This is a genomic window from Spirulina subsalsa FACHB-351 (genome assembly GCF_026130165.1).
Classification (GTDB): Bacteria; Cyanobacteriota; Cyanobacteriia; order Cyanobacteriales; family Spirulinaceae; genus Spirulina_A; species Spirulina_A subsalsa_A.
In genome coordinates this window covers 16817-41382 of sequence record NZ_JAIHOM010000006.1, presented here as the reverse complement: position 1 = coordinate 41382, position 24566 = coordinate 16817, and the positions used below count along the sequence as shown (strand labels likewise).

At 45.9% G+C, this 24566-nt stretch carries 17 protein-coding genes; 5 read left to right on the top strand and 12 right to left on the bottom strand.

Annotated features, from left to right (window positions below; all coding sequences use genetic code 11):
- Positions 1 to 219: 219 nt before the first annotated feature.
- Positions 220 to 813, top strand: coding sequence for a glyoxalase-like domain protein (locus K4A83_RS01980; RefSeq protein WP_407809783.1), 594 nt, complete (start codon positions 220 to 222; stop codon positions 811 to 813).
- A gap of 1 nt (position 814) precedes the next feature.
- Here K4A83_RS01980 and K4A83_RS01975 read toward each other — a convergent pair whose 3' ends face one another.
- From K4A83_RS01975 to pgsA, 3 genes are all read right to left on the bottom strand, one after another.
- The gene (locus K4A83_RS01975) at positions 815 to 3175 is read right to left on the bottom strand and encodes an NACHT domain-containing protein (RefSeq protein ID WP_265262703.1); all 2361 of its coding nucleotides are present in this window, start codon (positions 3173 to 3175) and stop codon (positions 815 to 817) included.
- 29 nt (positions 3176 to 3204) lie between these two features.
- Positions 3205 to 4536, bottom strand: a complete 1332-nt coding sequence (locus K4A83_RS01970) for a 16S rRNA (cytosine(967)-C(5))-methyltransferase (RefSeq protein ID WP_265262702.1) — start codon at positions 4534 to 4536, stop codon at positions 3205 to 3207.
- 153 nt (positions 4537 to 4689) lie between these two features.
- On the bottom strand, positions 4690 to 5205 hold the full coding sequence (pgsA, locus tag K4A83_RS01965; RefSeq protein WP_265262701.1) for a CDP-diacylglycerol--glycerol-3-phosphate 3-phosphatidyltransferase: 516 nt from the start codon (positions 5203 to 5205) through the stop codon (positions 4690 to 4692).
- A gap of 295 nt (positions 5206 to 5500) precedes the next feature.
- Here pgsA and K4A83_RS01960 point away from each other — a divergent pair, with 295 nt between their 5' ends.
- The gene (locus tag K4A83_RS01960; protein ID WP_265262700.1) at positions 5501 to 7210 is read left to right on the top strand and encodes a putative bifunctional diguanylate cyclase/phosphodiesterase; all 1710 of its coding nucleotides are present in this window, start codon (positions 5501 to 5503) and stop codon (positions 7208 to 7210) included.
- 153 nt (positions 7211 to 7363) lie between these two features.
- On the opposite strand, the gene K4A83_RS01955 is transcribed toward K4A83_RS01960, so the two are convergent.
- The 5 genes from K4A83_RS01955 to K4A83_RS01935 all read right to left on the bottom strand — a co-directional run bounded on the left by K4A83_RS01955 (position 7364) and on the right by K4A83_RS01935 (position 14623).
- Positions 7364 to 8917, bottom strand: coding sequence for an Ig-like domain-containing protein (locus tag K4A83_RS01955; protein ID WP_265262699.1), 1554 nt, complete (start codon positions 8915 to 8917; stop codon positions 7364 to 7366).
- Positions 8918 to 8929: 12 nt separating this feature from the next.
- Positions 8930 to 9763, bottom strand: coding sequence for a TIGR03943 family putative permease subunit (locus K4A83_RS01950; RefSeq protein WP_265262698.1), 834 nt, complete (start codon positions 9761 to 9763; stop codon positions 8930 to 8932).
- Between the two features lie 5 nt (positions 9764 to 9768).
- Positions 9769 to 10812, bottom strand: coding sequence for a permease (locus K4A83_RS01945; RefSeq protein WP_265262697.1), 1044 nt, complete (start codon positions 10810 to 10812; stop codon positions 9769 to 9771).
- Between the two features lie 187 nt (positions 10813 to 10999).
- A complete protein-coding gene (locus K4A83_RS01940; protein WP_265262696.1) occupies positions 11000 to 13363 on the bottom strand; it encodes a putative PEP-binding protein in 2364 nt (787 codons plus the stop codon).
- 150 nt (positions 13364 to 13513) lie between these two features.
- The gene (locus K4A83_RS01935) at positions 13514 to 14623 is read right to left on the bottom strand and encodes a YheT family hydrolase (RefSeq protein ID WP_265262694.1); all 1110 of its coding nucleotides are present in this window, start codon (positions 14621 to 14623) and stop codon (positions 13514 to 13516) included.
- A 389-nt stretch (positions 14624 to 15012) separates the two neighbouring features.
- On the opposite strand from K4A83_RS01935, the gene K4A83_RS01930 reads away from it, so the two are divergent.
- From K4A83_RS01930 to K4A83_RS01920, 3 genes are all read left to right on the top strand, one after another.
- Entirely contained in the window at positions 15013 to 15756 is a 744-nt protein-coding gene (locus K4A83_RS01930; protein WP_265262693.1) for a response regulator transcription factor, read from the top strand.
- Between the two features lie 253 nt (positions 15757 to 16009).
- Complete coding sequence (locus K4A83_RS01925; protein ID WP_265262692.1) at positions 16010 to 16150, top strand: hypothetical protein; 141 nt, start codon at positions 16010 to 16012, stop codon at positions 16148 to 16150.
- Positions 16151 to 16216: 66 nt separating this feature from the next.
- The gene (locus K4A83_RS01920) at positions 16217 to 18271 is read left to right on the top strand and encodes an ABC transporter ATP-binding protein (RefSeq protein ID WP_265262691.1); all 2055 of its coding nucleotides are present in this window, start codon (positions 16217 to 16219) and stop codon (positions 18269 to 18271) included.
- A 53-nt stretch (positions 18272 to 18324) separates the two neighbouring features.
- On the opposite strand, the gene K4A83_RS01915 is transcribed toward K4A83_RS01920, so the two are convergent.
- From K4A83_RS01915 to K4A83_RS01900, 4 genes are all read right to left on the bottom strand, one after another.
- Complete coding sequence (locus K4A83_RS01915; RefSeq protein WP_265262690.1) at positions 18325 to 19143, bottom strand: YwqG family protein; 819 nt, start codon at positions 19141 to 19143, stop codon at positions 18325 to 18327.
- A gap of 40 nt (positions 19144 to 19183) precedes the next feature.
- Positions 19184 to 19999 carry a YwqG family protein gene (locus tag K4A83_RS01910; RefSeq protein ID WP_265262689.1) on the bottom strand — a complete coding sequence of 272 codons (816 nt, stop codon included), beginning with the start codon at positions 19997 to 19999 and terminating at the stop codon, positions 19184 to 19186.
- A gap of 134 nt (positions 20000 to 20133) precedes the next feature.
- Complete coding sequence (locus K4A83_RS01905; RefSeq protein WP_265262688.1) at positions 20134 to 22293, bottom strand: PAS domain S-box protein; 2160 nt, start codon at positions 22291 to 22293, stop codon at positions 20134 to 20136.
- A 334-nt stretch (positions 22294 to 22627) separates the two neighbouring features.
- Positions 22628 to 24355 (bottom strand): succinate dehydrogenase/fumarate reductase flavoprotein subunit, encoded by a 1728-nt coding sequence (locus tag K4A83_RS01900; RefSeq protein WP_265262687.1) that lies wholly within the window; start codon positions 24353 to 24355, stop codon positions 22628 to 22630.
- Between the last annotated feature and the right edge of the window lie 211 nt (positions 24356 to 24566).

The window sequence follows — 24566 nt, the reverse complement described above, 5'->3', positions numbered from 1 at the left end:
AAAATAGTAAATAGTCAACAGTAATTTGTAGATTGGGTGAAGCGACAGCGCAACTCAACAAAACCCAACAAAACAAAAAATCAAGTTTTCCCCATGCAGAGGGGAGTGACAACAGATAACGGAGACTGGATGTCTAGACACTGTTTTAGGGGGTGGACTGTGGGGAATTGAGATGGGTTGACTGATCACTGATCCCTGAAAACCGTTACAATTGCTTAAATGACGTTATTGATGTTTTTGAACTACACCATGTCAGCAACTTCTGTGCTTGGGGCGCTTTTACCCGCCCTTGACAGTCTCTTTTCGACCCAAGGTATTATGGTAATGCTCTTGGTTGCCTATGCGGGGGCTATGTGGATGTTCCTGTCGAGTGCGCCAAAAGTCCATACAATCATGGTGTCGGATTTGCAAATTGCTAAGGAATTCTACGAAGGGTTATTAAATTTGCCTGTGGCGGATGTTCCCCTACATTACTATTACAATTATGAGCAAAGTTTGGGCGCGGCGAGTTTAGATCCTCTTTATCTGTCTGCTACCCCTGCTCCGAGTGCTTTAACCAGTACAATGGGGGGGAGTGAGGGCTTATGGTATCAACTGAAGAAAAACACTCAACTTCATGTGATTTCTGGGGCAACTTACGGTCATAAAAACCGTCAGCGTCATGTCTGTTTTGATCGGGAATGTTTGGAAACACTTCTTTTGCGGGTACAATCTCGCCGTTTACGGTTTAAAGTTCGTAGTAAAAAACCCATCAATTTCTTAGTCAAAGATATTGAGGAACGGGTTATTGAAATGGCAGAAGTGGCTAATTAAATTAAGCCACGTGAAAGAGTTTTGATTCAAAGTGCGATCGCACATCGGGGGAAAGGTCTATCGCCCGCTCCAAACCCTCCACCAGTAAGACTTGAGCCGAATAGAATTGTAACAAAGCTTGTCGCTGGCGATCGCCCAAAGGCATCAATACTTGACCATATCCCTGTTGGGATAAGACATTCTGGAGTTTTTCTAACCAGATATTGCCTTCCGTCTCCCACCATTTTTTCAGGGGTTCCGTTTTCATCTCTAAACTCGGTAAGTCCATGATGAGATCATTTAAACTTACCGCTAACTCTCCCCCTAAACTGAGTTCACAAAGTCCTTGTAAATCCCGCTTTAACATACTCTGTTGAACGCGCACATAAGAAATTTTCCGAGAGGAGAGTTGCACCTGTAAATTTTCACCCCATTGGTTGGCTAATTCCCGTCCTTTTAACCAAGCTTCGGCTAAATTTTCCACCCGTAATGGGGTAATTATACGCTGAAAATCAACCCAAAATAAAAGTTCTTGCAACAAGGCAATGGCTAAAGTTAACCCTTTTAAACTACGTTGTTGTAATCGTACATTGCGCAACATTCCAAAACTAAATAATACTCCCTGAACTAGAATCAACTTTTTACTATCTTGCCAAGGTTTTGCTTGTTGTTGTACCCACCTTAAAAACAAAACACATTCTAAATCTTGGGCAATATCTTGTTGAATTTTTTGTTGAATTGCTGTCAAGAAGGTTTCACTATTGGGTAGCAAGGAACAAGTCATTAAGATAATATTGCGCCAATTGGGATTGTAGAGATGATTAATCAGGGTTTGGAAAACGGAAGTTTCGGGATGATGAGCAATCCAATGACTGGCTAAATACTCTTGAAAGGTGAGATGGGAAAAAGAGTAAATCCCCCGAGCTTGTTCGACTAAAATCCCATGTTGACTTTCAATCGTTTTGAGTATTTTGATAACATATTGCTCTAGCTCATTCCTATCTTTTTGGCTTTTTTTGTGATGAATTAAATAATAAATTACATATTTTTGTAGGTTCTTCTGCTCAATAAAATATTGGTCTTTTTTGAGCATAACATAGGCTAAATAACTTAATAGACTTAGTTTTTCTGGGACAGAAAAGTTGCATTGTTCACTATCTCGCTGAATCCCTCTTGTAATATCCCAACGATTAAGTAATATATCTAAACCCTGTTGGTACAGTTTGATTAAATTATGAGGAAATTCGGCTTTTTGTTGGAAAACAAGGCAACTTAAGTTAAGTAAGATCGGCGTTTTAATGAGTTCTCGAATCGAGCGATTTTCGTTTTTTTGAATTTGTTGTAAAAACTGTTGAGCCAGAATTTCAGGGTTAGAACAAGTTCGACTAAAGAGAGAACAGTGGTTAACAATTTGAAAGAATTTAGATACAAAGCTAGAGATTTGTTGGTCGGTAAAGTCTGCTAGTTCAATTTCTGTAAAGTTTGGCAAGCGGTATTGATAGGCCGCAGGTCGGCAAGTAATTAAACAGGTAATGTTATAGTATTTTTCAAAGAAATTCTGTAGTTTTTGGATGAGTAAGATTTGAGATTTTGCCGGGACTTCATCGAGTCCATCGAGCAATAAAAGCACTTTGCCCTTTAGTAAAAGTTGTTCAAGTTGTGCGATATTTTCAGCCGGAGAATAGCTGAATAAATCATTTAAAAAATTATTTGAGTTGAGTCTAAGGGTATCTTCTGATAGATTTTTAAGTCGGATAAAAATGGGGAGCAAATCTTTTCGCCAACTGCCCTGATTACACTGGATCGCCAAGGCTTGCAAAAGGGTTGTTTTCCCGGCACCCGGTTGACCTAAAATGACGAGATGTTTGTATTGTTCTAAAACGGTAATAACTGGAATTCGTTGTTGGGGAATTTTAATCAGTCCTAGCCGACTGTACTCACTGGCACTGGGAAAGTCAGAGATTTCTAACCAGCGTCGATGGGGAATTTCTGGCAAGATATTTACATCTACATAAATATCTTCTAATTCAATGGGACGAGTGACATCTAACATCTGCACTAAACCACATTGATATTGTAGGGTTTTAGCTTGACTTTGACGCAAATTTTCCACCCAAAGATCCAGATTTTGATGGTCTGTATTTTGGTTTAAATTCTCTTCGGAGGCTAGGGCAATTTCTTCAGGGTTTAAGTCGAGGGCGAAACAAATTTCTATGAAAACGTGGCGATAAATGGGTTTACCGGAAAAGAATTTCCAAATGGGTTGACGGGTTTGTAACCCAACTTCGGCCGCTAAATATTCTTGCGTCCATCCCTTACGTTTAAAGGCTTTTTTTGCTTTTTCAACCCCGGTGGAAGAGGCTATGAGCGATCGCTTCACCATGCCCTGTTTCTCTGTATCCGTTATGGCTCTTACTGTTCTAGGACAAGTTTAGCCATAAAGAAGCCGTCCATATCCTGTTTCGTCGGTAGGATCTTAACCCATCCGGCTGGATTTTGAACAGGAAAGTTGGGGGGAGGGGGTTGCAGGTGCCACTGGGGGTGAGTGGCTAAAAAGTCCTGCACCAGGGCTTCATTTTCTTGGGGGTTAAGGGTACAGGTAGAATAGACCAAACACCCCCCCGGTTTAACCCAAGTGGCGGTATGGTTTAATAGTTCCCGTTGCAGTTGCACTAATTCGGCGAGCTTTTCGGGGGTTTGTCGCCACCGAATATCGGGATGACGGTGGAGAGTACCTAAACCGGAACAAGGAGCATCGAGGAGGACGCGATCGCCTTTACCGATAAACTGCTCAAATTGCCGACTATCCCCCCCACAAGTTTGGATATTGTGCAGTTTGAGCCGTTGTTGATTCCCTGTAATATGATTTAGACGTTTGAGGGCGCGATCGCAAGCCCAAATTTCCCCCCGATCACCCATCAACTCAGCGATATGGGTGGTTTTCCCACCGGGGGCAGCACAGGCATCAATCACCACCTCCCCCGGTTGAGGATCGAGCAAGTGGGCCACCAACTGGGCGCTACCATCCTGCACAGTCCACCACCCCTCCCCATAACCCGGTAACAGGGCAATCGGCCCCGTTTTCCCCTCCACTCGTAACCCTTGGGGGAGGCCAGAGAGAGCATAAACATTCAAGGATTGGGCGTTTAAAGCCTCTTGGACGGCTTCCCGAGTCGTTTGTAAGGGGTTGATGCGTAAATCCAAGTAAGGGGTCTTATTGAACCAAATACAAAGCTTTTCGGTTTCCTCTTCTCCCCACTCCTCCCACCACAATTGAATGATCCAATCGGGGAAACTATGCAACAATCCAAGGCGTGGGATGGGATCTCGGGGTAATTTTAAGGGATCCCCCTCTTGGGCTAATCGTTCATACTGCCGTAAAATGCCGTTGACTACCCCCGAGAGGTGTTTAAAGCTGTTGGTTTTCGCTAACTCCACGGTGGTGTTAACGGCCGCAGAGGGGGGAATATGATCCAGATAGCGCAGTTGATAGAGTCCGATCTGGAGGATGAGGCGTAAATCAGGGGGTTGTTGTCGGGCTTTTTTTTTGCCCAGTTGATCAATCAGGGCATCGAGAGAGCGCTGTCGTCGAACTATGCCATAGACTAACTCGGTAAATAAGCCCCGATCTTCGGGTTTTAAGCTTTTTTGTTGGCGTAGGGTGCGATCTAAAACAACATCGGTATAGGCGGATTGGCGGTCAATTTGTTTTAAGGCCAGAAAGGCGAGTTGGCGGGCATTCATTGGAGTTAGGGAGCAGGGGAGCAGGGGAGTCGGGTGTAAGGTCATTGACTAACTTTGACTTAGCCAGAAACCGGGTTGCATTCATTGTCTAGTTTTCTCGATACACCCTAGCAAAAACCCGGTTTCTCATGTCAATTATCAATTATCAATTCCCTAGTCAAGAGTTTCCTCTGGTTTGAGAAAATAAATTCCCCCGGAAACGAGAGTGAGGAGGACAGCACACCAAAAGGCAATGATGGCGACTCCGGGCCAAGGGGAGGGCAGAGGAGAGATCAGGAGGGCAATGGCGATGATTTGGGTGACGGTTTTGAGTTTGCCCCAAAGATTCGCCCCCGTGATGGTGGTTTGATTGACGCGCCATCCTGCGATCGCCAATTCTCGCCCCAAAATCAGAAACACCCCCCACGCGGGAATCACCCCCCAAGCAATCATCGCTAATAACGGCGCTAACACTAATAACTTATCCACGAGGGGATCTAAAAATTTGCCCAAATCTGTCACCTGATTCAGACGACGGGCTAAATAACCATCAAGCCAATCGGTTCCAGCCGCAATGAGGAACACAATCAAGGCAAGCCAACGGTTTTGGGGGGTAGGATTCGCTAACCAATAGAGTAAAATCGGCACCCCTAACAAGCGGGAAACTGTAATCCAAGTGGGTAAATTCATCTGTGAAAATTGTCAAGAATTGATCAGCCCAGATGGGGCATAAATTGAGCCAGTGTCACCCTGAACGTGGGTCTAATCGATTGGGGGCGGCATCAATCCCTATCATGATTTTCCCACGGCTTAGAGGGGGTTTCATGAAAAAATATCTGTCAAGTTTTATACTAAAATTTATTAAATCATGGTTTCCCGGTTATTATTCAGTCTTAAGCTTTTTCCTAGAAGACCTCCCAACTGTGGAACGGGTCAGAGTGAAGTTTGACAGAGTTGAGAGTTTAATTTTTACCTTTAAACACTTATGACAACCCAAACCCCCGGACGGAAGATCCCTAAGTTGCAAGTTTATTCTTTCCTAGCTCGTTTAAAGCTCCCTCAGAGTTACTTGGGGAAAATCATGTTAGTGGCCTTTATTGGCACCCATATTCCCCTACTGACGTTGTTTTTTTATGCGATCGCCTCAGCCAATATTGACCTTGAGATCAAAGTGCGGATTCTCGTGGTAGCCTTGATTGCCACCTTAATCGGCACCGGAATCACCCTATTCACCTTACAACAATTACTCTCCCCCATTCGAGCCACCTTCCTGAGTCTCCGTCATTATCTCGAAAAAAGTGTTCTCCCCAACCTACCCACCGAGTTTAAAGATGAAGTGGGGATTTTGATGAGTGATACCATGTATGCGATCGCCAAACTCGACGAATCCATCCACCAACTCAAAAACTATGATCCCCTCACCGCCCTCCCCAACCGGGATTTTCTCCAATATCGTCTAGAAGAGGCGATCGCCCTCGCTCAACGAGAACACACCATTCTCGCCATCCTTCTACTGGATATTAAGGATTTTTCCAGCTACAACAACAGCCTAGGACAAGACAAAGGCGACTGGTTACTCCGGCAAATAGCCCGTCGTCTAGATCAAGGCGATTCCTGTCATCTCATGGCACGAGTCGGCAGCGATGAATTTGGCTTTCTCTACAGTCCAATTCAAGGCATAGAACAAGTCATTCAGCACTCCCAAACCCTGATCAACCTCTTAGCAGAACCCTTTATCCTCGAAAGCGAAAAACTCTATCCGACAGCTAACGTAGGCATTGCTATTTATCCCAGCGACGGAGAACAAGCAGAAGACTTACTCACCCATGCCGACACCGCCCTCCGTTCAGCCAAAGCCGCAGGAGTCGGGAACTATCATTTTTACTCCTCAGAAATGACCGAACAATTGCGCCGTCGGTTAGCCCTAGAACGGGATTTGCGCAGCGCTTTAGAACGAGAAGAACTCGAACTCTTTTATCAGCCCCAAATAGACTATCACACCGACGGAGGCGACTGTATGGGAGCAGAAGTCTTGCTCCGTTGGCGACATCCCCAAGAAGGCTTTATTTCCCCCGGTGAATTTATCCCTGTCGCTGAAATGAGCGGTTTAATTATCCCCATTGGCGAATGGGTATTACAAAAAGCCTGTCAGCAAAACCACCTCTGGCAACTAGGAGGATTACATGGTTTACGAGTAGCTGTAAATCTCTCCGCCCTTCAGTTCCAACAGCCCAATCTCGTGGAATTAGTAGCGACTACCCTAGAAAACACCCACCATAATCCCGATCTTTTGGAGTTAGAAATCACCGAGGGTTTATTAATGAATGATGTGCAAAGTGCCATCAAAATCCTTCAAAGTTTCCGAGATTTAGGCGTAACCGTAGCCCTAGATGATTTCGGAACCGGGTATTCTTCCTTAAGTTACCTCAAACGCTTTCCCCTAAACTTTCTCAAAATTGATCAGTCCTTTGTGCGAGGAATTCCCCAAGATAGCAACGACACCGCCATTGTTCGTTCTGTCATTGCCTTAGCCCAGAGTTTACAATTAGATGTCATTGCCGAAGGGGTGGAAACCGCAGAACAAGCCACCTTTTTACACAATCTAGGTTGCCATAAATTCCAAGGCTATTATTTTGGCCGTCCCATGCCCGCGCTGGAGTTTACCCGTTTTTGGGAAGCTCGCCAAGCACCATAATTAGGGAATCGGGAGTCAGGAATCAGGTTCGTAGTTGCGCTTGGGCGCCCAATCGGGAATCGGGAATCGGAAATAATTGTCAATTGTCAATTATCAATTATCAATTATCAATTCCCCGCTCCCAACTCCCCAAGTTATTCAGCAGACCCTATTTTAGGGGAACCATCGAGGCTGAAAACCAACAAACGGCAACTCTTCCAACTGAGGAGAAGTCCCTTGACCCTGCTCCGGTAAAGAACGAGGGGGAATTAATAACCAAATTTGCCCATCGAGTAACGCCTCTCCTGAACTGGTTTTTAAGAAACTTTCTTGCTCATTGGTGGGATCGGTGCGGATTTGGTCAAAGAGTAACCCTAAGCCATCAGGAGCTAAACTGATGTTGATGTCTTGATATTTCGGCAAGGTAATCAAGGGCGCGACTTTTTTCTCTCTGACATCGACCATAGCAATGTAAGGCTGTTCTATATATTCCGTATCCTCCACTAAATTAGTCATGAGACAAAACATCTGTTCACCTTTGGCCTGAAACTGACAATCGAGAATAGAGCCTTGAGTATCAAAGATTTTTTCTTGCACGCCCTGATTGTTGACCAAATAAAGAGAGCGGGTATAGAGCAAATCGGGGTTATTTTTATTAAAATCTACCATAGCGGCCGATCGACCATCGGGGGAGAACCCTAACACCATGCCAAATTGGGCTAAAAAGTCAAGGGGTTGGGCGGCAGGTTCTAAGGAAAGTATGGCAATCCCTTCTCCTTGGGTGCTGGCAATGGTTTCATTGTCTGGGGCAATCAGAAACAACCCACCGGGTTCATTTTTCAGGGGTTTAGGTTGTTTGCCATCTTGTATAACCCATAGGCCAAAATCGGCGGGATCTTCTTTGTTTACTCGTTGCACTGCGAGCAGTTCCCCGTCTTCGGAAAGGTCAAATTTGAGGTTGTTGTAGCCCTCATTGTCCAGAATTAAATCAATTTTGCCGATGTCTTTTCCGGTTTGAAAGCCGGATTTTTCTCGGGTGAGTCCGGTATTCACCCGGTAGATTTGTTGGTCGAGAATTCCCTCTCGGGTGCTATTGCGTTCTACGGCGCTAAAAACAATCTGGGCGCGATCGCGATCAATTCTAAATTCGGTGACAACCAACTGTTCTGGCGTGATGATCCGCTTTTCTTGAGTGGTGAAGTCAAAAATGACCAAACGCCCCCGTTCCGCCCCTTCTAGCCCAATATAAGCCAAGGCCCGGTCAGGGGTACGGAATTCGGCTTGATAAGGTTGAATGGCAGCCCCCTCTTGCTGTTGATTGATAAAGCGTTCTTGGGCGTTTTCCAGTTCAAAACGGTATTTTGTCCCGTAGGGTGCCGGAAAATCTAAGGTGTAGGCCATCCGTCGTCCGGCCCAACTGGTTTTTCCGGGCAGCGGGTTCTTTACATCAGGTTGATCGGGAATGGTTATCTTGATGTTTTCTTCAACACTTTCTTGATCCATGGGGCGATTAAACCCCAAGATAAAAGCTTGATCTCGGTAGTCAATCACGCGGTTTTCCCAAGAGAATTGATTCACCCGGGGGCCAGTGTGAAAGAGGCAGCGCTCGCCTGTACAAAAACTACCGCCTAAAATTAACAGCCCAATCACCACAGAAAACAGGGTCATTAACCCCAAGGAAATGCGGTCAATGGGATAAAGAACGGGATAACGATTGGGAATAGTCATAAGATTGACTCCTCAGAACTCGTAAGGATTACTAGGGGTGGGAATTTGTTCAATGGTTTTAGCCGCAATGACCAGTTGACGGTGTTCGCCAAAGGTTTCGGTACTCATTTCCCCTTGAATTTCTAACCAGATATCTTGTTCATAGCGTGGGGTGCCGGGGGGGAGTTTGACGGGTAAACCCACGGGGTAGGCATCCACCGCGCAGCAGGTGATGACAAAACGGGAGATTAGGATATATTCATTGCTCAGGGTGGGGGAATGAACCACAAATCCGGTTACATTGGCGGGTTGTCCTCGGTAGGCATCGGGTTCAGGATAGGCGTTAAAGGTGCGCACCCAATCTAAGAGGGAGCGTTCTTCAGGTTTAATGGCACTGTAAAAGGTTTGGGCTTCGGTGCGGGTGTAGGGGAGGGTTTCACTTAGCCCCCGTTGTAAGGCTGCATCACTAGCGAGGATTTTGGGGGGAATAATAAAACCCGACAGGGCAACAATTAAGAGTAAACCGGTTCCGATACCGGGAGGAAAGAGGGTTAAGTGTTGGGTTTCGGCGGCCGTGAGGGGGGGGATTTTTCCCTGTTTTTCAGCCAGTTGATTCCAAGTATTGACCCCAGCGAGGACTACTAGGACGATGCCTGCGACTAAAACCAGTGCGAAATAGTTGGGGTGGATGAGCAGTTGGAGGCGACCAATCACAAAATACTTGAGGAAGAGTACCCCCCAGGCCAGCATGGTTAAGATATCTAACCACGGAACCACGTTAAGATACATCTTGCCCAGAGGGGAGATGTATCGACTCCAGAGAGGATGGGAACGCCATTGGAGGCGAACTCGTTTAAAGGTCTTCATGAGTGTTAGAAGAAGTAACTATAAGACAAGGTAAGGATGAGGGTGAGTTGAGCGGCGATCGCAAATAAATAAAGGATCACCTTGGGTTTAAAAATCGAGATCATCAAGCCAATGGCTTTAATGTCAATCATGGGGCCAAAGACTAAAAAGGCTAGGAGGGACCCCGTAGTAAAGGTAGAAGCAAAGGCTAAAACAAAGAAAGCGTCAACCGTCGAACAAATGGACACCAACGCCGCCAATAACATCATGGCTAAAATCGAAGTCACCGGACCCTGACCTAAACTCAGCACCAACTCCCGAGGGGCCAACACCTGAATCGCGGCCGCTGTGGCACTTCCCAAGACTAACATTGCCCCAAGTTCCCGCATTTCTTGGACAATATTGTTTAAAAACAGGCGGACTCTGTGGCGAGAAAAGCGTTGAAAGGCTTTCTGATAAGGCAAGGCAACTGCTCCGGTGGCCGCATCATCCAAGCGCACCGGTTCGGATCCCTCACCTAATAAAAATGTCCCGGATTGTAATAACGTCGGCAGGGGATCCGGTTTTGTCCAGAGGGCCGAACTCGTTGAGGTTTGATTCGCCCGTTGATTCATCACCCGCTTGGCTAAATCCGGCTGCATGAGGGGCCAGGGATCTTTCTGAAAGCTAAATACACAGCCCACAATGGTGGCAATAATCAACGAGAAGAGAATTCGCCAAAATACCATCCCCGGCTGATGGGGAAAGGCCGCCCAAGTAGACCACATCACAATGGGGTTAATCGTCGGGGCGGCTAGCAAAAACCCAATGGCTACTGAAGTGGGGGCCCCTTGAGTTAAAAGACGACGAGCGACGGGAACATTACCACATTCACAGACCGGAAATAGAAAACCGGCACAACTGCCAAATAAAGCCCCTAATAAGGGATTACGGGGCATTTTGGCCACTAACTGGCGTTCATCGATGAAAAAAAGTAAAGCACTGGAGAGCAGAACCCCCAACAGCAGAAACGGTAGAGCTTCTACCAATAAGCTCAAAAAGAGCGTGAACGCAGTGTACAGTTCAGTCATGAGTTTTGTGAGGAAACGACAGGGATCACGGCTATCTAGTCGAGTTTAGCGAACTTGGGCTCAGTTCTGCCCATAATACCTTACTGTATCTTTTGCTTGTTCAGGGGATCTAAGCCCCGCTCCCCCGATTCCCTATTTCCCATTCCCTGACCTTGACAAGTTAAGATTGCCCATTCCCTATTACACCCTACCCGTCCATTTTCAACCGGGCAGCCGCTAAGAGTAAACGTTTTTCGGCCCGGGCTAGGGTTTGATAAGTGGACTCTAGGGCATGGGGTTCTACGGAAATAGCGGTCACTCCCCATTCCACTAAATGATCCACTAAGTCCGGAATTTCTAACACCCCTTGCCCACAAATAGAACAGGGAATCTGATAGGTTTGGGCTTGGGTGATTAACTGTTGTAGCATCCTTTTTAAGGCTGTGGCATCTTGATCATAAAACCGGGCGAGTGGAGGGTTTTCCCGGTCTACTCCTAGCAGTAACTGGCTTAAATCATTGGTGCCAATGGCAATCCCTTGGACTCCGGCCTCAATATAGTCCCGTAGGAGGAATAATACCGACGGCACTTCGGCCATGATCCAAAGTTGGAAGGTTGGCGATCGCAATAATCCCATCTCCACCAGGCGATCGCGACAGTACCGAAATTCCGCCACACTGCGCACAAACGGCAAAATCACCCGAAAATTCCCATAACGTCCCTGAATCGCCTGTAATGCCTTTAATTCCGCCTCAAACAAGGCCGGATGAAATTGATAGTGATAGGTTCCCCGTAACCCCATTAAAGGATTTACCCCCTCAGACCAATTCTCCCCTAATGCCGGATATTCTGGGAAACGCCAGTCCGTCGTGCGGTAAAAAATCGGACGGGGCATAAAGGCCACTGCAAACTGTTCTAAACGTTGACGAATGCCATCCACTAAGGCCTGGGGATCTTCCAACCACTGGGCTAAAGATTTTTGATGGAGCAACCCCAGCATCATCATCTCAGCGCGCAACAAACCCACCCCATCCACCCGACCTTGTGCAACTTCTTCAGCTAAATCCGGTTGACTGATACTCGCCCACAATTGCGTTCCCAGCCAGTCATTTTCCGCCTCGTCCAACTCTTCAGGCGCTGGGGCAGTATCCCCCCTAGCTCCTCTTGGAAAGGGCGGAACAAAAGAAGGGGAGGGGGAATGTGCCGGGGTCATTCGGTCTTCCTGCTCCTCTAGGGGGTCAGATATTCCCGTATAGCGAGACACCTCACCCCGAGTGGCATCTAAGAGGATTAATTCTCCCGTTTGAATCTGCTGGGTGGCATGGGCAGCCCCCACTAAGGCGGGAATGCCTAATTCTCGGGCCATAATGGCCCCATGACTGGTCATTCCTCCCATTTCTAGCACAATGCCGATGGAATGCTGAAGCAGGGGCAACCAATCTGAGGTTAACCCCTGAGTCACTAAAATAGAACCGGGGGGAATTTGGGGTCGCGGTTTTTGATTCCCTAAAATCACCATCGCCGGAGCAATCACCCGCCCCGGAGATGCAGGTATCCCTGTCACTAAAACGGGGGACTGTTCCATTACCAGAGGAGGAGGGCGATAATAGGGAGTGCGTTCTGGGGTGAATTGAGTCAGGTATAACTGTAACTTGTCCGACTCAGAACAGAGAATCCATTCCAGGGAGAAATGCTGTTTTCCTTCCTCCAAAAGACGACGAGACAGTTCAATTAAGTCCTGTAGGTTTTGCTGGTCTAAGGCATAGTCATTTTGTTGGGCTTCTGTAAGGGCAATGACATCTAAGGGGTTAGCCCGGCCGTCCGATTGGGCTAAAATCTCATAGGCTCGGGTTTTATGGCCGAGGTGTTTAGCGCTTAAGATGCCTTGACTGGCTTTAATGGAATAGGTATCGGGATCGACTTCTCCCCTTACCCAACTCTGTCCTAATCCCCAACTCGATTGGATAGACCAGGTTTGCTCATCAGTGGTGAGAGTGCCGGAGGCTACCACATTGGAGAGGGGTTGGACTAATAAGGCACAGTGAATGGGTAAACGTGCGATCGCCATTCGTTGCCGATAGAACAAACTTTTCGCCGAGAACAAATCCGCCCATAATTGCTTAATCGCCCCTTCCAAAACCTTGGGATCATTATTACAAACTTGAGCCATTAACACCCCATGTAGGTGTTCCTCCCGCTTTTGAGGAAGCGTCACCGAAGGACGAATAATCAAGGTCGGAGTCCCCAACTTCTTGATTTCTTGACTCAAATCCTCTAACCAATCCGGTTCTAAAGGGGTGCTTGAAATGGCCACCCGAATATGGCGGGTCAATGTTTGCAAGGCTTGGTAATCATCCACATCCACATAGAGAGAAGAATCGGCTAAATCCACTAACAGGGGTTCCGATTCTCCGAGACGTTTTAAAAAAGCCTTGAGTGTCGTGGAGGGAATCACAAAACCCGGCACAATAGGATAGCCCAAACGTCCCAATTGACTCAGGGCGAGGGCTTTTTCCCCGACTAAATTCACCTCAGTTGGCTCAATTTCCTCAAGCCAGTAAAACTTGCCCATGCCACATTTCAGTAATCAGTAATCAGTAATCAGTAATCAGTGCCGGAGATTTCAGAATTTTGCAGGGCTTGAGTAGGGAATCGAACTAAGACCTGATAGGACTTAGGCTGGTTCAGGTATCTGAAGATGGAGGCATGAAGCGCCGTCTCTTCAGAGCAGGGTGCTGGCGGTTAACTGATAGGGTGATCCTCCTTGTCCAACTTGCTGCTCCCATTGGTGTTGGGCAAATTCTAACAAGCGATTCAACCCCCAAAACTCGTCCTCTTGTCTGGTGGGATGGGTCAGATGACCTAGATGGCCTCCGTGAGCGGTGAGCAACAATGTCCCCGCCGGATGCCCTGCCATGCGCTCCTCCATCTCCGGGACTAAACCCGGCTCAAACATAGGATCATCGGCCGCATAAATTACTAAATAAGGTTGTTGAATTTGATCGAGCAGGTACAAAGCACTTGTTTGTTCATAGTAATCCCTCACCGAGGGAAACCCGTAATAATTAATAACAATTTCCCGATCAAAGCCCATGATGGAATCAATACGGTTCACGACTTCCGGCGACAGGTGTTCTGGCAGGCGATCGCCTACCCGGTCGTAAAAAGCACACTGCTCGGCCACAAAAGTCCTTAACTCCTGGGTTAACACCCGCTCAATCCTGCGTCCCACCCACGTCGTTTGTAGCCAAGTCAGAGAACGATTCGACTCTAACGCCGGACATAAAACCGCCCCAAAGCGAATTAACGAGCTTTGGTCCAACTGAGCCGCCTTCAAACCCCACAACGCCAACTGTCCCCCCAAAGAAAACCCCACCAAACCCACAAAAGGAGGACAACCCAACTCCACCAACTGTTCCGCCAGTCGCACCTGATCCCAACCTTCCCGCCAACCATCAGAACAAGGCACCCCAGACAGTTTCGCCGTCTTACCATGAAACCGCCAATCATACAGCAGAACCGCCCAACCCTGTTGATAGGCCTTGCGCGCCAAGGTCTGAGCATACCAGGCCTGTTCTACTGTCCCCGTAATCCCATAGGTGATAATCAGCGTCCCCTTCGCCCGAGGGGGACAACTCCACACCCCCCACAACGGCACATCATCCGCCCCCCTAAACACCTGTTCTCGCCAATTCATGGGCGGAAAATTCCGCAGCCAAGCCGCCTGTTCTCCCTGCTCCTCCCATTGTCTCCCATACCACCGACTCGCCCAGAGGGTATGGACTAATCCCTGTCGTAAATACCAAGGCGCTTGATAAGTAGATTCAATCATTAATTGTCTTCATTTCAATAAAGCTATATGGAGAGAGAAGGATGACCCTCTCACAAATCTTATAAAAGTATAAAGGTCAAAATTATGTTCCTGGTGTCAAGAACAACTCGAACCGAGGAATCCTCCGCAGATTCCCCCGGTTGAGTTTCTGGACTGAGCCTGCCTGAAACCCAGAGTTACTAAGGGTTAACGAACTGTTGCAATCTTTAACAATTCGCCCCTTGACAAAGCCCCCCCTTTGTATAAAGGCAACCAAAAAAATTCCCCCGAGTGCAACTGAATTGAGAATTACCCTTTATAATCAATACAGATTTCTTAATCTACCCCTTACAGTTCTTTGAGAACCGTAACAAATCAACAAATACAGCAATAGCTAACACTCTCTGGTCATGCCCCGAATCTTGGTCATTGACGATGATCCCGCAATTTCAGAACTTGTCTCCATTAATTTAGAAATGGCTGGCTATGACGTAAATCTAGCCAGTGATGGAGTAAAAGGTCAGGCCCTTGCCGTTCAACTACAACCTGACTTGATTATGCTGGACTTAATGCTCCCCAAAGTTGATGGCTTCACAGTTTGTCAACGGTTGCGTCGAGACGAACGGACAGCAGATATTCCAGTCCTGATGCTCACCGCTTTAGATCAAACTCAAGATAAAGTGGGTGGGTTCAATGCTGGTGCAGATGACTATATGACAAAGCCCTTTGAACTCGAAGAAATGCTAGCACGAGTGCGGGCTTTACTCCGTCGAACCGACCGCATCCCTCAAGCTGCCAAACACTCTGAAATCCTCAATTATGGGCCTTTAACCCTGATTCCAGAGCGATTTGAGGCGATTTGGTTTAACAAAACCGTCAAGCTCACCCATTTGGAATTTGAGTTATTACACTGCCTTCTCCAGCGTCACGGACAAACCGTATCCCCCAGTGAAATTCTCAAAGAAGTTTGGGGATATGATCCCAATGATGATATTGAAACCATTCGGGTTCATATTCGCCATTTGAGAACGAAACTCGAACCGGACCCTCGTCATCCCCAATACATTAAAACGGTTTATGGGGCGGGTTATTGTTTAGAACTCCCAAGTTCTGATCAAGTCGCGGTGGATGCCAATTCCGAGGAAGCGGTTTAGGTCAACTTCTCGGGCAGAGAAATTGGTCGAAACCACCGCAATTTTGAGCGATTCACCCAGTTGAATCAAGCACGAGGATCAATCTAATCCATAACGATTAGATTGATCCTTGGTTATTATGGGGGATGGATTGGTGCAGTGGAGGCACTTGGCCAGAAATTAATGTTTCACTCACCGATCTAGCGGCTAAAATTGACACGGGAGTTACGCCAGTGGTAACAACCCACCGGGTTCTCAATCTAATGACTCAGCCATGAACCAACCCACACAGACGAGTTACGATCAAGCTCAGTTAGCGGGTCATCGTGCTAGGGAGAGGTGTATTCAGTATTATAGTTTGGAGAGTACAGCCCATGTATTAAGCCATGTCATCACCGACTTGACTGCCCCCTAGGAATCGTGGCTTTTGTGCCATTGCTCCCGAGCCATTAATATTGATAATTCAGAACAAACTAAATTTATGACCCCTAATCGACTGTTGCTCCAATTTGCTCTGCAATACCCATTATTAATGGTTCTTACCGTTGTTTTGGGGTTTTCTGGGGCTATTTTTAACGGTATTAGCACGGCCTTGATTGTCCCGTTACTCTTAGGTTTCCTCGGACAAGAAACCGGGCTATTACAACGGGGTCCAGCCCCCCTACAGCAACTGATGTTATTTTTTGAAAGATTTCCCGGGGATTTTAAATTTATTGCAATGATCGGGACGGTTTTTCTGGCAATTTTACTTAAAAATACTGCCATTTATTTAACCACTATTGTGGGTTCTTATTTGAATCGTTCCTTGATCATAAATATGCGTCTACAAGGAATTCAGCTTTTACTAGAAATTGATTTAGACTTCTTTAGTAAAACAAAATTAGGGGACATTGTAAACTGTATTAATCAAGAGGTTGGTCGAGCGATTAGCTCAATTAAAATTGCTATTGAAATCTTAACAGTAGCCATTACAATATTAGTGTTTACAGCTATTTTAGTTTCCTTGTCTTGGCAATTAACTCTGATCTCCACTGTTTTATTGGGTTTAGTCGCTCTCAGTAATCAGTATTTGATTATGAGTGCTAAAAAATACGGAAAAATTTTATCAGATAAATCAGGTCAATATACCGGGAAACTCATTGAAATCTTGTCTGGTATTCGGTTAATTAAAACCGTTAGCACTGAGGAAGCGGAATATAAAATCATCAAGCAGTTTATCCGAGAACGAGAAGAAGCAGAACTAAAATCTAATGCCACCTTTGCCGCTATTTCGCCTCTAAATGAATGCCTCGGGATTATGACTATCTTGGCGATTGTTGTATTAGGTCGCTATATTTTTGCCGAACAACTAGAATCTCTATCTACGATTTTATTAATTTATCTGGTGACGTTGTTCCGTCTGATTCCTGTTGTGGGTCAGTTAAATAATAATCGCAGTCGTTTCGCCAATGCTGCGCCCAGTGCTGAAATTGTTGCCCAGTTCTTGAGTCGTAAGAACAAGCCCATTATGAGCAATGGTCAACAGCCCTACCATCGGATTCAAGAGGGGATTCGCTTTGAGAATGTGAGTTTTGCCTATCCCGGCAGTCAGGACAAGGTGCTAGATGACATTAACTTATGGGTACCGAAGGGGAAAACGGTGGCTTTAGTGGGATCTTCTGGAGCCGGAAAATCGACTTTAGTGGATTTGGTACCACGATATTATGACCCGATTGAAGGGCGGATTACTTTGGATGGTATTGATCTGAAAGATTTTAATATGTATGACCTGAGACGGGCGATGGGGGTGGTGAGTCAGGATACGTTTTTGTTTAATAACACCATTGCCTATAATATCTCCTATGGTAAAGAAGATGCGACCCCAGAGGAAATCATCATGGCGGCTAAACGAGCCAACGCCTATGATTTTATTATGGAACTCTCTAATGGCTTTGATACGGATATTGGCGATCGCGGGGTAATGCTTTCGGGAGGCCAAAGACAACGGATTGCCATTGCTCGGGCCCTGTTACGAGATCCCGATATTCTGATTTTAGATGAAGCCACTAGCGCCCTAGATACCGTCTCGGAACGGCTAGTGCAGGAGGCCATTGATGAATTATGCCGCGATCGCACCACCCTTGTGATTGCCCACCGTCTCTCCACCGTCCAACAAGCCTATAAAATTGCCGTGATGGAAAAAGGTCGCATTATAGAATTTGGCGATCACGAAGAACTGTTAGCCCTCAATGGACAATATGCCAATCTTCACGCCATGCAGTTTGGCAAGAAAAAATCTAAAAAAGTCGTTCTCCCCACCAATGCCGCTTTAATTCGCGCTTCTATCCGCGCTTCCCACGAACTGCGCACCCGTCTTTCCTACGAAGTTCGCACCAGTCTTAATGCAATGTTAGGCACCCTGCAATTAGCCACCGATGACCTCGTAGATACCCCAGAAGAAAAACAAGAACTGATCGAAGAATCCTATGCTGCCGCCCTTGGATTGCTCAAAACCCTCTCTTATTTTGAGGAACATGGTGCAAAATCTATAGATTAAGTATAGATTTCCTCGGCTCAAGAAGGGGAATAAGGCTCTATTATATAAACTGTTCAACCCGCTACGACATAAGAACTTACCTCACTAAAATCTGCCTGAGTTAATTTTTGCGGGTCAATAAAAAAGTAGAAATACACTCCATCATAGGGATGCTCTAACTCCAATAAAAGCTGACCTTCGGCTGATTCTAGTGTCTCCGGCACATAGGAGTGAACTTCAGGATATCCCCCTAACTTCCCATTCCCTTTGAGTGTCATATGTTCTTTTTGTTCATAAAACCAGTCATAGTAAAATTCTTCCCATACCGATTTTAACTCCTCGGGTGTATCTAAAGGATGAAAGACCTTAAATGCAGAACTTCGATAATCAAAGAAAACGTCATTTTCTAGAGAAAACCTTAAACGATAAACATCATAGTACCACTCATTATAACTCCGTTCTTCTTCTAGAAAGCTAAAATCAGTAATCAAGTCCCCTTCGTCTTTAGAAACTTCTGGAAAGTAACGAATATAGTGTTGTGTGGATCTCCATTCCCCCATAGTGGGAATGTATCCTGTGTAGAATTGCAACAGTCCCTGTTTCGGCAAGTTAAAGCCCGGCAATTCCGGCACATCAGCACAATCAATCTGACCTAAAAACATTAAAAATCGATCGGTTTCTTCATCTTTGGGGTAGTCCATTCCTTTGGGTAAATAAGGATATCCCCCTAATTTTGTCTCCCAAGGTAGCAATAAATCTGGGTCACAAGCACTATCAAGGGATCCTTGTTCTTCACAGGTTATGGCAATATAAGGGAGTAAGTTCTGTTCTAAGAAAGGTTTGACTTGGGCAAATTCTTGAGGTATTTTGGCAATTAAGTTAGGATCAATCATTGCAACAAGTTTCTCACAAATTGTATTAAGGAAGAACCCATCAAACGGCTACAAGATAAGAACTAACCTGACTAAAATCAGCCTGACTTAGTTTTTCTGGGTCAATAAAAAAGTAGAAATAAACCCCATCATCATCGGGATGATCTAACTCTAACAAAAGCTGACCCTCTGCCTTGTCTAGTGTCTCCGGAACGTAGGAATGAACTTCAGGATATCCCCCTAATTTCCCATTCCCTTTGAGTGCCATATACTCGTCTTGTTCATAAAACCACTCATAATAAAATTCTTCCCAGATCGGTAGATGTTCGGGTTCGTCTAAGGGATGAAACACTGAAAAACCGCTACGGTAGTCTAAGAAAACATCAGACTCTAGCGAGAAACTTAAGCGATAAACATGGTCATACCAGTGATTATAACTCCGTTCTTCTTCCAAAAAACTAAAATCGGTGATTAAATCTCCTTCATCTTTAGAAAACTCTGGAAAGTAGCGAATATAATGTTGTGTTGACTCCCACTCTCCCATCGGGACGACGTATCCTGTGTAAAATTGCAAAAGTCCCTGTTTCGGCAAGTTAAAGCCCGGTAACTCCGGCACGTCAGCACAATCAATCTGACCTAAAAACATTAAAAACCGATCGGTTTCTGCATCTTTAGGGTAGTCCATATCTTTGGGTAAGTAAGGATATCCTCCTAATTTTGTCTCCCAAGGTGGCAATAAATCTGGGTCAGAAGCATTTCTAATCCAACCTTGATCTTGGCACGTTATTGCGATATAAGGCAATAAGTTACTTTTTAAAAAAGGTTTAACTTCAGCAAGTTCTTCAGGTATTTTATCAATTAAATTGGGGTCAATCATGGCAAAAACTTTTCAATGTATTGTATTTTTTATGGTATCACAAAATAATAAAAAATCCTCATTAGTTAGAGTAAAATAAAGGCTTTATTTTGTTATTTTTTGCGGTTGACATTGGCAAAAATAAAGAGTAAAAGTTAAGCTTTAGGCAGGGTGAAATAAAAACAAGTCCCTTGTCCTAATTGACTTTCTGCCCAAATTCGTCCGCCGTGTTGTTCAATAATTTTCTGACAGATGGCGAGTCCTAGTCCTGTACCTCCTTTCTGACGGGCATCGGACACATCTACTTGTTGGAAACGCCGGAAAATGCTGTGTAGTTTGTCGGGGGGGATGCCGCGACCTTGATCTTGGACACAAAAACAGATGCTGGCCCCATAATCTTGGGCTGAGACGGTGACAGTGGTATGGGGAGGGGAGAATTTGATGGCATTGTTGAGGAGGTTGGTGAGGGTTTGTAAAATGGAGTCAGCCGCGGCCCAGACTTGGGCTTCAATGGGTCGAGTTGTGAGGGTAATAGGGACGGTATTGGCGATCGCCTGCATCACTTCCACGGACTGTTCCATTAAGTGGGTCACGGAACAGGGGGCCATCTCTAACTGAAACTGCCCAGAGTCCAAGCGTTCCAAGCTCAAGATATCATTGACCAAGCGCACAAGGCGATCGCAATCAGTCCGGGCAATTTCTAGCATTCGTTGCGCTTTCTCCGGTTTATTATTATAAATACCCGTTGCTAATAAACCTAAAGCCCCCTCAATGGCCGTCAAAGGAGTGCGTAACTCGTGACTAACAATGGAAATAAATTCATGTTTCATCTGGTCGATTGCCCGTTGTTCACTAATATCTTGCACTTGGGCAATGAGATACAAAGGCTCACCTTCACTATCCCGAACTAAAGAGGCAGAAACCAACACCCAAACCGCTTGACCTTGCCGATTAAAATACCGCTTTTCTTGTTGAAAATAGCGAATTTCTCCCCGGATAACTTGCTGTTGATAGCGCTCACTCATCGACCAATCTTCAGGGTGAGTAATCCCCTGTAATGTTAAGTGGTTAAACTCTGCCTCACTATAGCCTAAAATCTCACATAAAGAACGATTCACCCGCAAAAATTCCCCCTCAATTGTCACCAAAGCCATCCCAATAGCAGAGTCACGAAAAGCCCGGCGAAACCGTTCCTCACTCTCGCGTAAAGCCCGTTCAGCCTGTTTCCGTTCACTAATATCTCGTAAGGAAACAATGTAAACATTTTCCCCTTCCCATTGCGCTTCTGCCACAGTCATTTCTGCATATTTGACCTCTTGACCCGGAGAATGTAGCTCAATTTCTGCCGACCCTCCCACTACAATGGGACGACCTAATTCACTCCCCATAATTTGTTCAATCGATTTATTAAATAAACGGGTAACAGCCGGATTAGCAAAACGGACAATTCCCTGACCATCCAAAATTAAAATCCCATCAAAGGTATTGTTGACAATTGTTTGCAATCGTGCTTCGCTATCCCGTAATTGTAATTCAATAACTTGACGTTCTGTAATATCTCGATAAGCACTTAATAGCCAAGGTTCATTATTAATTTCTAGGCGAGATGTAGAGACTAATAAAGTTTTTCGTTTACCGGATTTAGTAATAATTTGGGTTTCAATATTTTCTCGCACCCCAACCCGTAAAACATCTTGAATTTCTTGGGCGACTCGTTGCCGTTCTTGCAAATCAGGATAAAGATAAATTAAAAAATCCTCAAAACTTCTCACCTCTTCGCGACTATAGCCTGTAATTTGCTCTAATTTAGAATTGAGAATCATAAATTCTCCGCCTAAATTACTGAGGGTAATACCTTCCCCCACCGTTTCAATAACCGTTAACATTCGTTGGGCGAGGTCTTTTAATTCGGCTTCGGTTTTGCGTTGATTGGAGCGGTCTTCAATTAGGGCATAATACCCTAAGATTTGACCATCTTCTGCTAGGTCAGGGACTAGGGTAGCGGAAACATAACGAACATGATGAGGAGAATAAACCATCTCTGCTTCATATTCCACCGTTTCCCCGCGAAACACTCGCTCAATCTTAGATTTCACCCTTTCATAGGCAGCTTGACCAATAACATCCCAGAGGTATTGATTAACAATTTCATCGGGAGAGCGTCCAAACCATTTTTGATAGGTTTGGTTGGCAAATTGATAGCGCAACTCTCGATCGATGTAGGAAATACAAACAGGTAAAGCATTAGTAACTAAACGGAGTCTGTTTTCACTCATGCGAAGGGCTTGGGCGTTTTTATCTGGTTGATTGGACATCCTGTAATCCTGAATTTTTGAGGAGTACAACAGAAGAAATTTATTTCCTGATTGACTTTAAATCAAGGGACTAGCTCGTATTTCAATGCGTTGCATCTTTACTGGAGTGGGAGTAAGAAATCAGAGGGTTATAGGGTCATGGATTAAACTGAATGAAATTTAGTTCAGTCTTAACTGTTCACTATAGCAATTTCGGGTTGAAACGATCCGGTTTTAGCGTCTTCCACAAGAAGCCCCACGTCTGACCCGATAGGGCAGCGTGGGATGAATTGATGACTGTTATCGGAGAGTGGGGTTATGCAGACTAATGAAGCCGACCTGAAATAGGGGGGTGCTAATATTTTCGTTCCTTGGGTTCAAAACGATTCACTACTACGGGCATATATTCCAAATCAATTCCGGCGGCGGAATAATAACTTAAAGTGTGTTTGAGAAATTCCCCATCATGGCGTTGAGGATAATCCTCCCGGGAGTGCGCTCCCCGGCTTTCTTTCCGGTGCAAGGCGGAGGTTAAAATCATTTCCCCGACGACCATTAAATGACCTAATTCTAAGGCCTCAATTAACTCTGTATTCCAGTGAGTTCCTTTGTCATCTAGATAAACTTGGGGATATTGGGCTTGGAGTTCTTGAATGGCCTCTAATCCTTGTGCCATGACGGATTCTGTGCGGAATACGCCGCAATGTTCGGTCATACAGTCTTGAAAGGCAGAACGTAGGGCTCCGATGCGCATGGTCCCGTTTTGGTTCAATAGGCCTTGAATGCGTTTTTCGGCTTCTGTGATGTAGAATTGCGCGTCGAATGTGGGCATTTTGCGGGTCTGGACATATTCTGCAATAGAGCGTCCGGTGCGACGGCCATAAACGATACATTCTAAGAGGGAGTTACTGCCTAAACGGTTAGCGCCATGGACGGACACACAGGCACATTCTCCGGCGGCGAAAAATCCCTCAACGAGGCGATCGCCACTGCGTCGCACCTGTCCATCCGTATTGACTGGAATTCCCCCCATAGAATAGTGGGCTGTTGGGCGCACAGGCATGGGTTCATGAACCGCATCGACTCCGACTAAACGATGGGCTTCTTCCCAACAGAAGGGAACCCGACTCATGATTTTTTCTTCCCCCATGTGGCGTAAGTCGAGATGGACAAAGGGCCCTCCGGCGCTGCCATCGGGATGGATTCCTCGCCCGGCACGAATTTCTAGGGTAATGGCCCGGGAGGTAATATCCCGAGGGGCTAACTCCATTTGGTTGGGCGCATAATTGGCCATAAAGCGATCGCCTTCACTGTTGCGTAAATAAGCCCCCTCCCCCCGTACCGCCTCAGAAATCAACACCCCCACCGGATACAACCCCGTCGGGTGAAACTGCACAAACTCCATATCTTCCAGAGGCAATCCCGCCATTGCACACATGGCTAGACCGTCTCCTGTGGAGGCAAAATCATTAGAGGTAGTGTTAAATACCCGACCATAGCCCCCTGTCGCAAACATCACCACCTTCGCCCGCACCACCTCTAGATGACCGTCCAGAATATGGAACATCACCACCCCTTTCGCCTCATCCTCCTCCAAAATCAGGCGCATCACATACCACTCATCATAAATCTGTACCCCATAACGGCGGAGATTGCTGACCAACTCATGTAAAATGGCGTGACCCGTCTTATCGGCCGCGTAACAGGTCCGTTTGTGGGAATGGCCCCCAAAGGCGCGCTGGGCAATATGACCATCGGGTAAGCGGGAAAAAAGTACCCCCATGTGTTCTAAATCAATAATTACATCGGGCGCTTCCTTGGTCAGAATCTCCACCGCATCCTGATCGGCCAGATAATCGGATCCCTTCACTGTATCAAAAGCATGGGCTTCCCAACTATCCTCGGGATCCACATTCTTCAACGTTGCCGCAATCCCCCCCTGGGCTGCGACGGAGTGGGAGCGGATAGGATGGGTTTTTGCCACTAAACCCACATTTAAGCTGGGGTTAATTTTTTTAATTTCTAGGGCAGCGCGACAGCCCGCTAAACCACCACCTACAATAATTACATCATGTTCTAACATGGTCAAATTTATATAAGCGTTCTGTTTTCTATCGTGACGGATGTCTGGAAACAGAAGGCAGAAGTTTGTTAAATTCTTTAGGTTTTTGACATCCTCATCCCACCAAATCACAGAGAACCTGTATTTGGCGCTAAAGCGCAACTACGAACCTGTTATGGTCGCAGCACCCTCGCCGCCACTCAAAAATGGCGGCGATCGCCTTGGGCTGAGA

Coding starts and splice junctions, on each gene's coding strand:
- K4A83_RS01980 (WP_407809783.1), top strand. CDS start 220: ATGACGTTATTGATGTTTTTGAACTACACCATGTCAGCAACTTCTGTG.
- K4A83_RS01975 (WP_265262703.1), bottom strand. CDS start 3,175: ATGGTGAAGCGATCGCTCATAGCCTCTTCCACCGGGGTTGAAAAAGCA.
- K4A83_RS01970 (WP_265262702.1), bottom strand. CDS start 4,536: ATGAATGCCCGCCAACTCGCCTTTCTGGCCTTAAAACAAATTGACCGC.
- pgsA (WP_265262701.1), bottom strand. CDS start 5,205: ATGAATTTACCCACTTGGATTACAGTTTCCCGCTTGTTAGGGGTGCCG.
- K4A83_RS01960 (WP_265262700.1), top strand. CDS start 5,501: ATGACAACCCAAACCCCCGGACGGAAGATCCCTAAGTTGCAAGTTTAT.
- K4A83_RS01955 (WP_265262699.1), bottom strand. CDS start 8,917: ATGACTATTCCCAATCGTTATCCCGTTCTTTATCCCATTGACCGCATT.
- K4A83_RS01950 (WP_265262698.1), bottom strand. CDS start 9,763: ATGAAGACCTTTAAACGAGTTCGCCTCCAATGGCGTTCCCATCCTCTC.
- K4A83_RS01945 (WP_265262697.1), bottom strand. CDS start 10,812: ATGACTGAACTGTACACTGCGTTCACGCTCTTTTTGAGCTTATTGGTA.
- K4A83_RS01940 (WP_265262696.1), bottom strand. CDS start 13,363: ATGGGCAAGTTTTACTGGCTTGAGGAAATTGAGCCAACTGAGGTGAAT.
- K4A83_RS01935 (WP_265262694.1), bottom strand. CDS start 14,623: ATGATTGAATCTACTTATCAAGCGCCTTGGTATTTACGACAGGGATTA.
- K4A83_RS01930 (WP_265262693.1), top strand. CDS start 15,013: ATGCCCCGAATCTTGGTCATTGACGATGATCCCGCAATTTCAGAACTT.
- K4A83_RS01925 (WP_265262692.1), top strand. CDS start 16,010: ATGAACCAACCCACACAGACGAGTTACGATCAAGCTCAGTTAGCGGGT.
- K4A83_RS01920 (WP_265262691.1), top strand. CDS start 16,217: ATGACCCCTAATCGACTGTTGCTCCAATTTGCTCTGCAATACCCATTA.
- K4A83_RS01915 (WP_265262690.1), bottom strand. CDS start 19,143: ATGATTGATCCTAACTTAATTGCCAAAATACCTCAAGAATTTGCCCAA.
- K4A83_RS01910 (WP_265262689.1), bottom strand. CDS start 19,999: ATGATTGACCCCAATTTAATTGATAAAATACCTGAAGAACTTGCTGAA.
- K4A83_RS01905 (WP_265262688.1), bottom strand. CDS start 22,293: ATGTCCAATCAACCAGATAAAAACGCCCAAGCCCTTCGCATGAGTGAA.
- K4A83_RS01900 (WP_265262687.1), bottom strand. CDS start 24,355: ATGTTAGAACATGATGTAATTATTGTAGGTGGTGGTTTAGCGGGCTGT.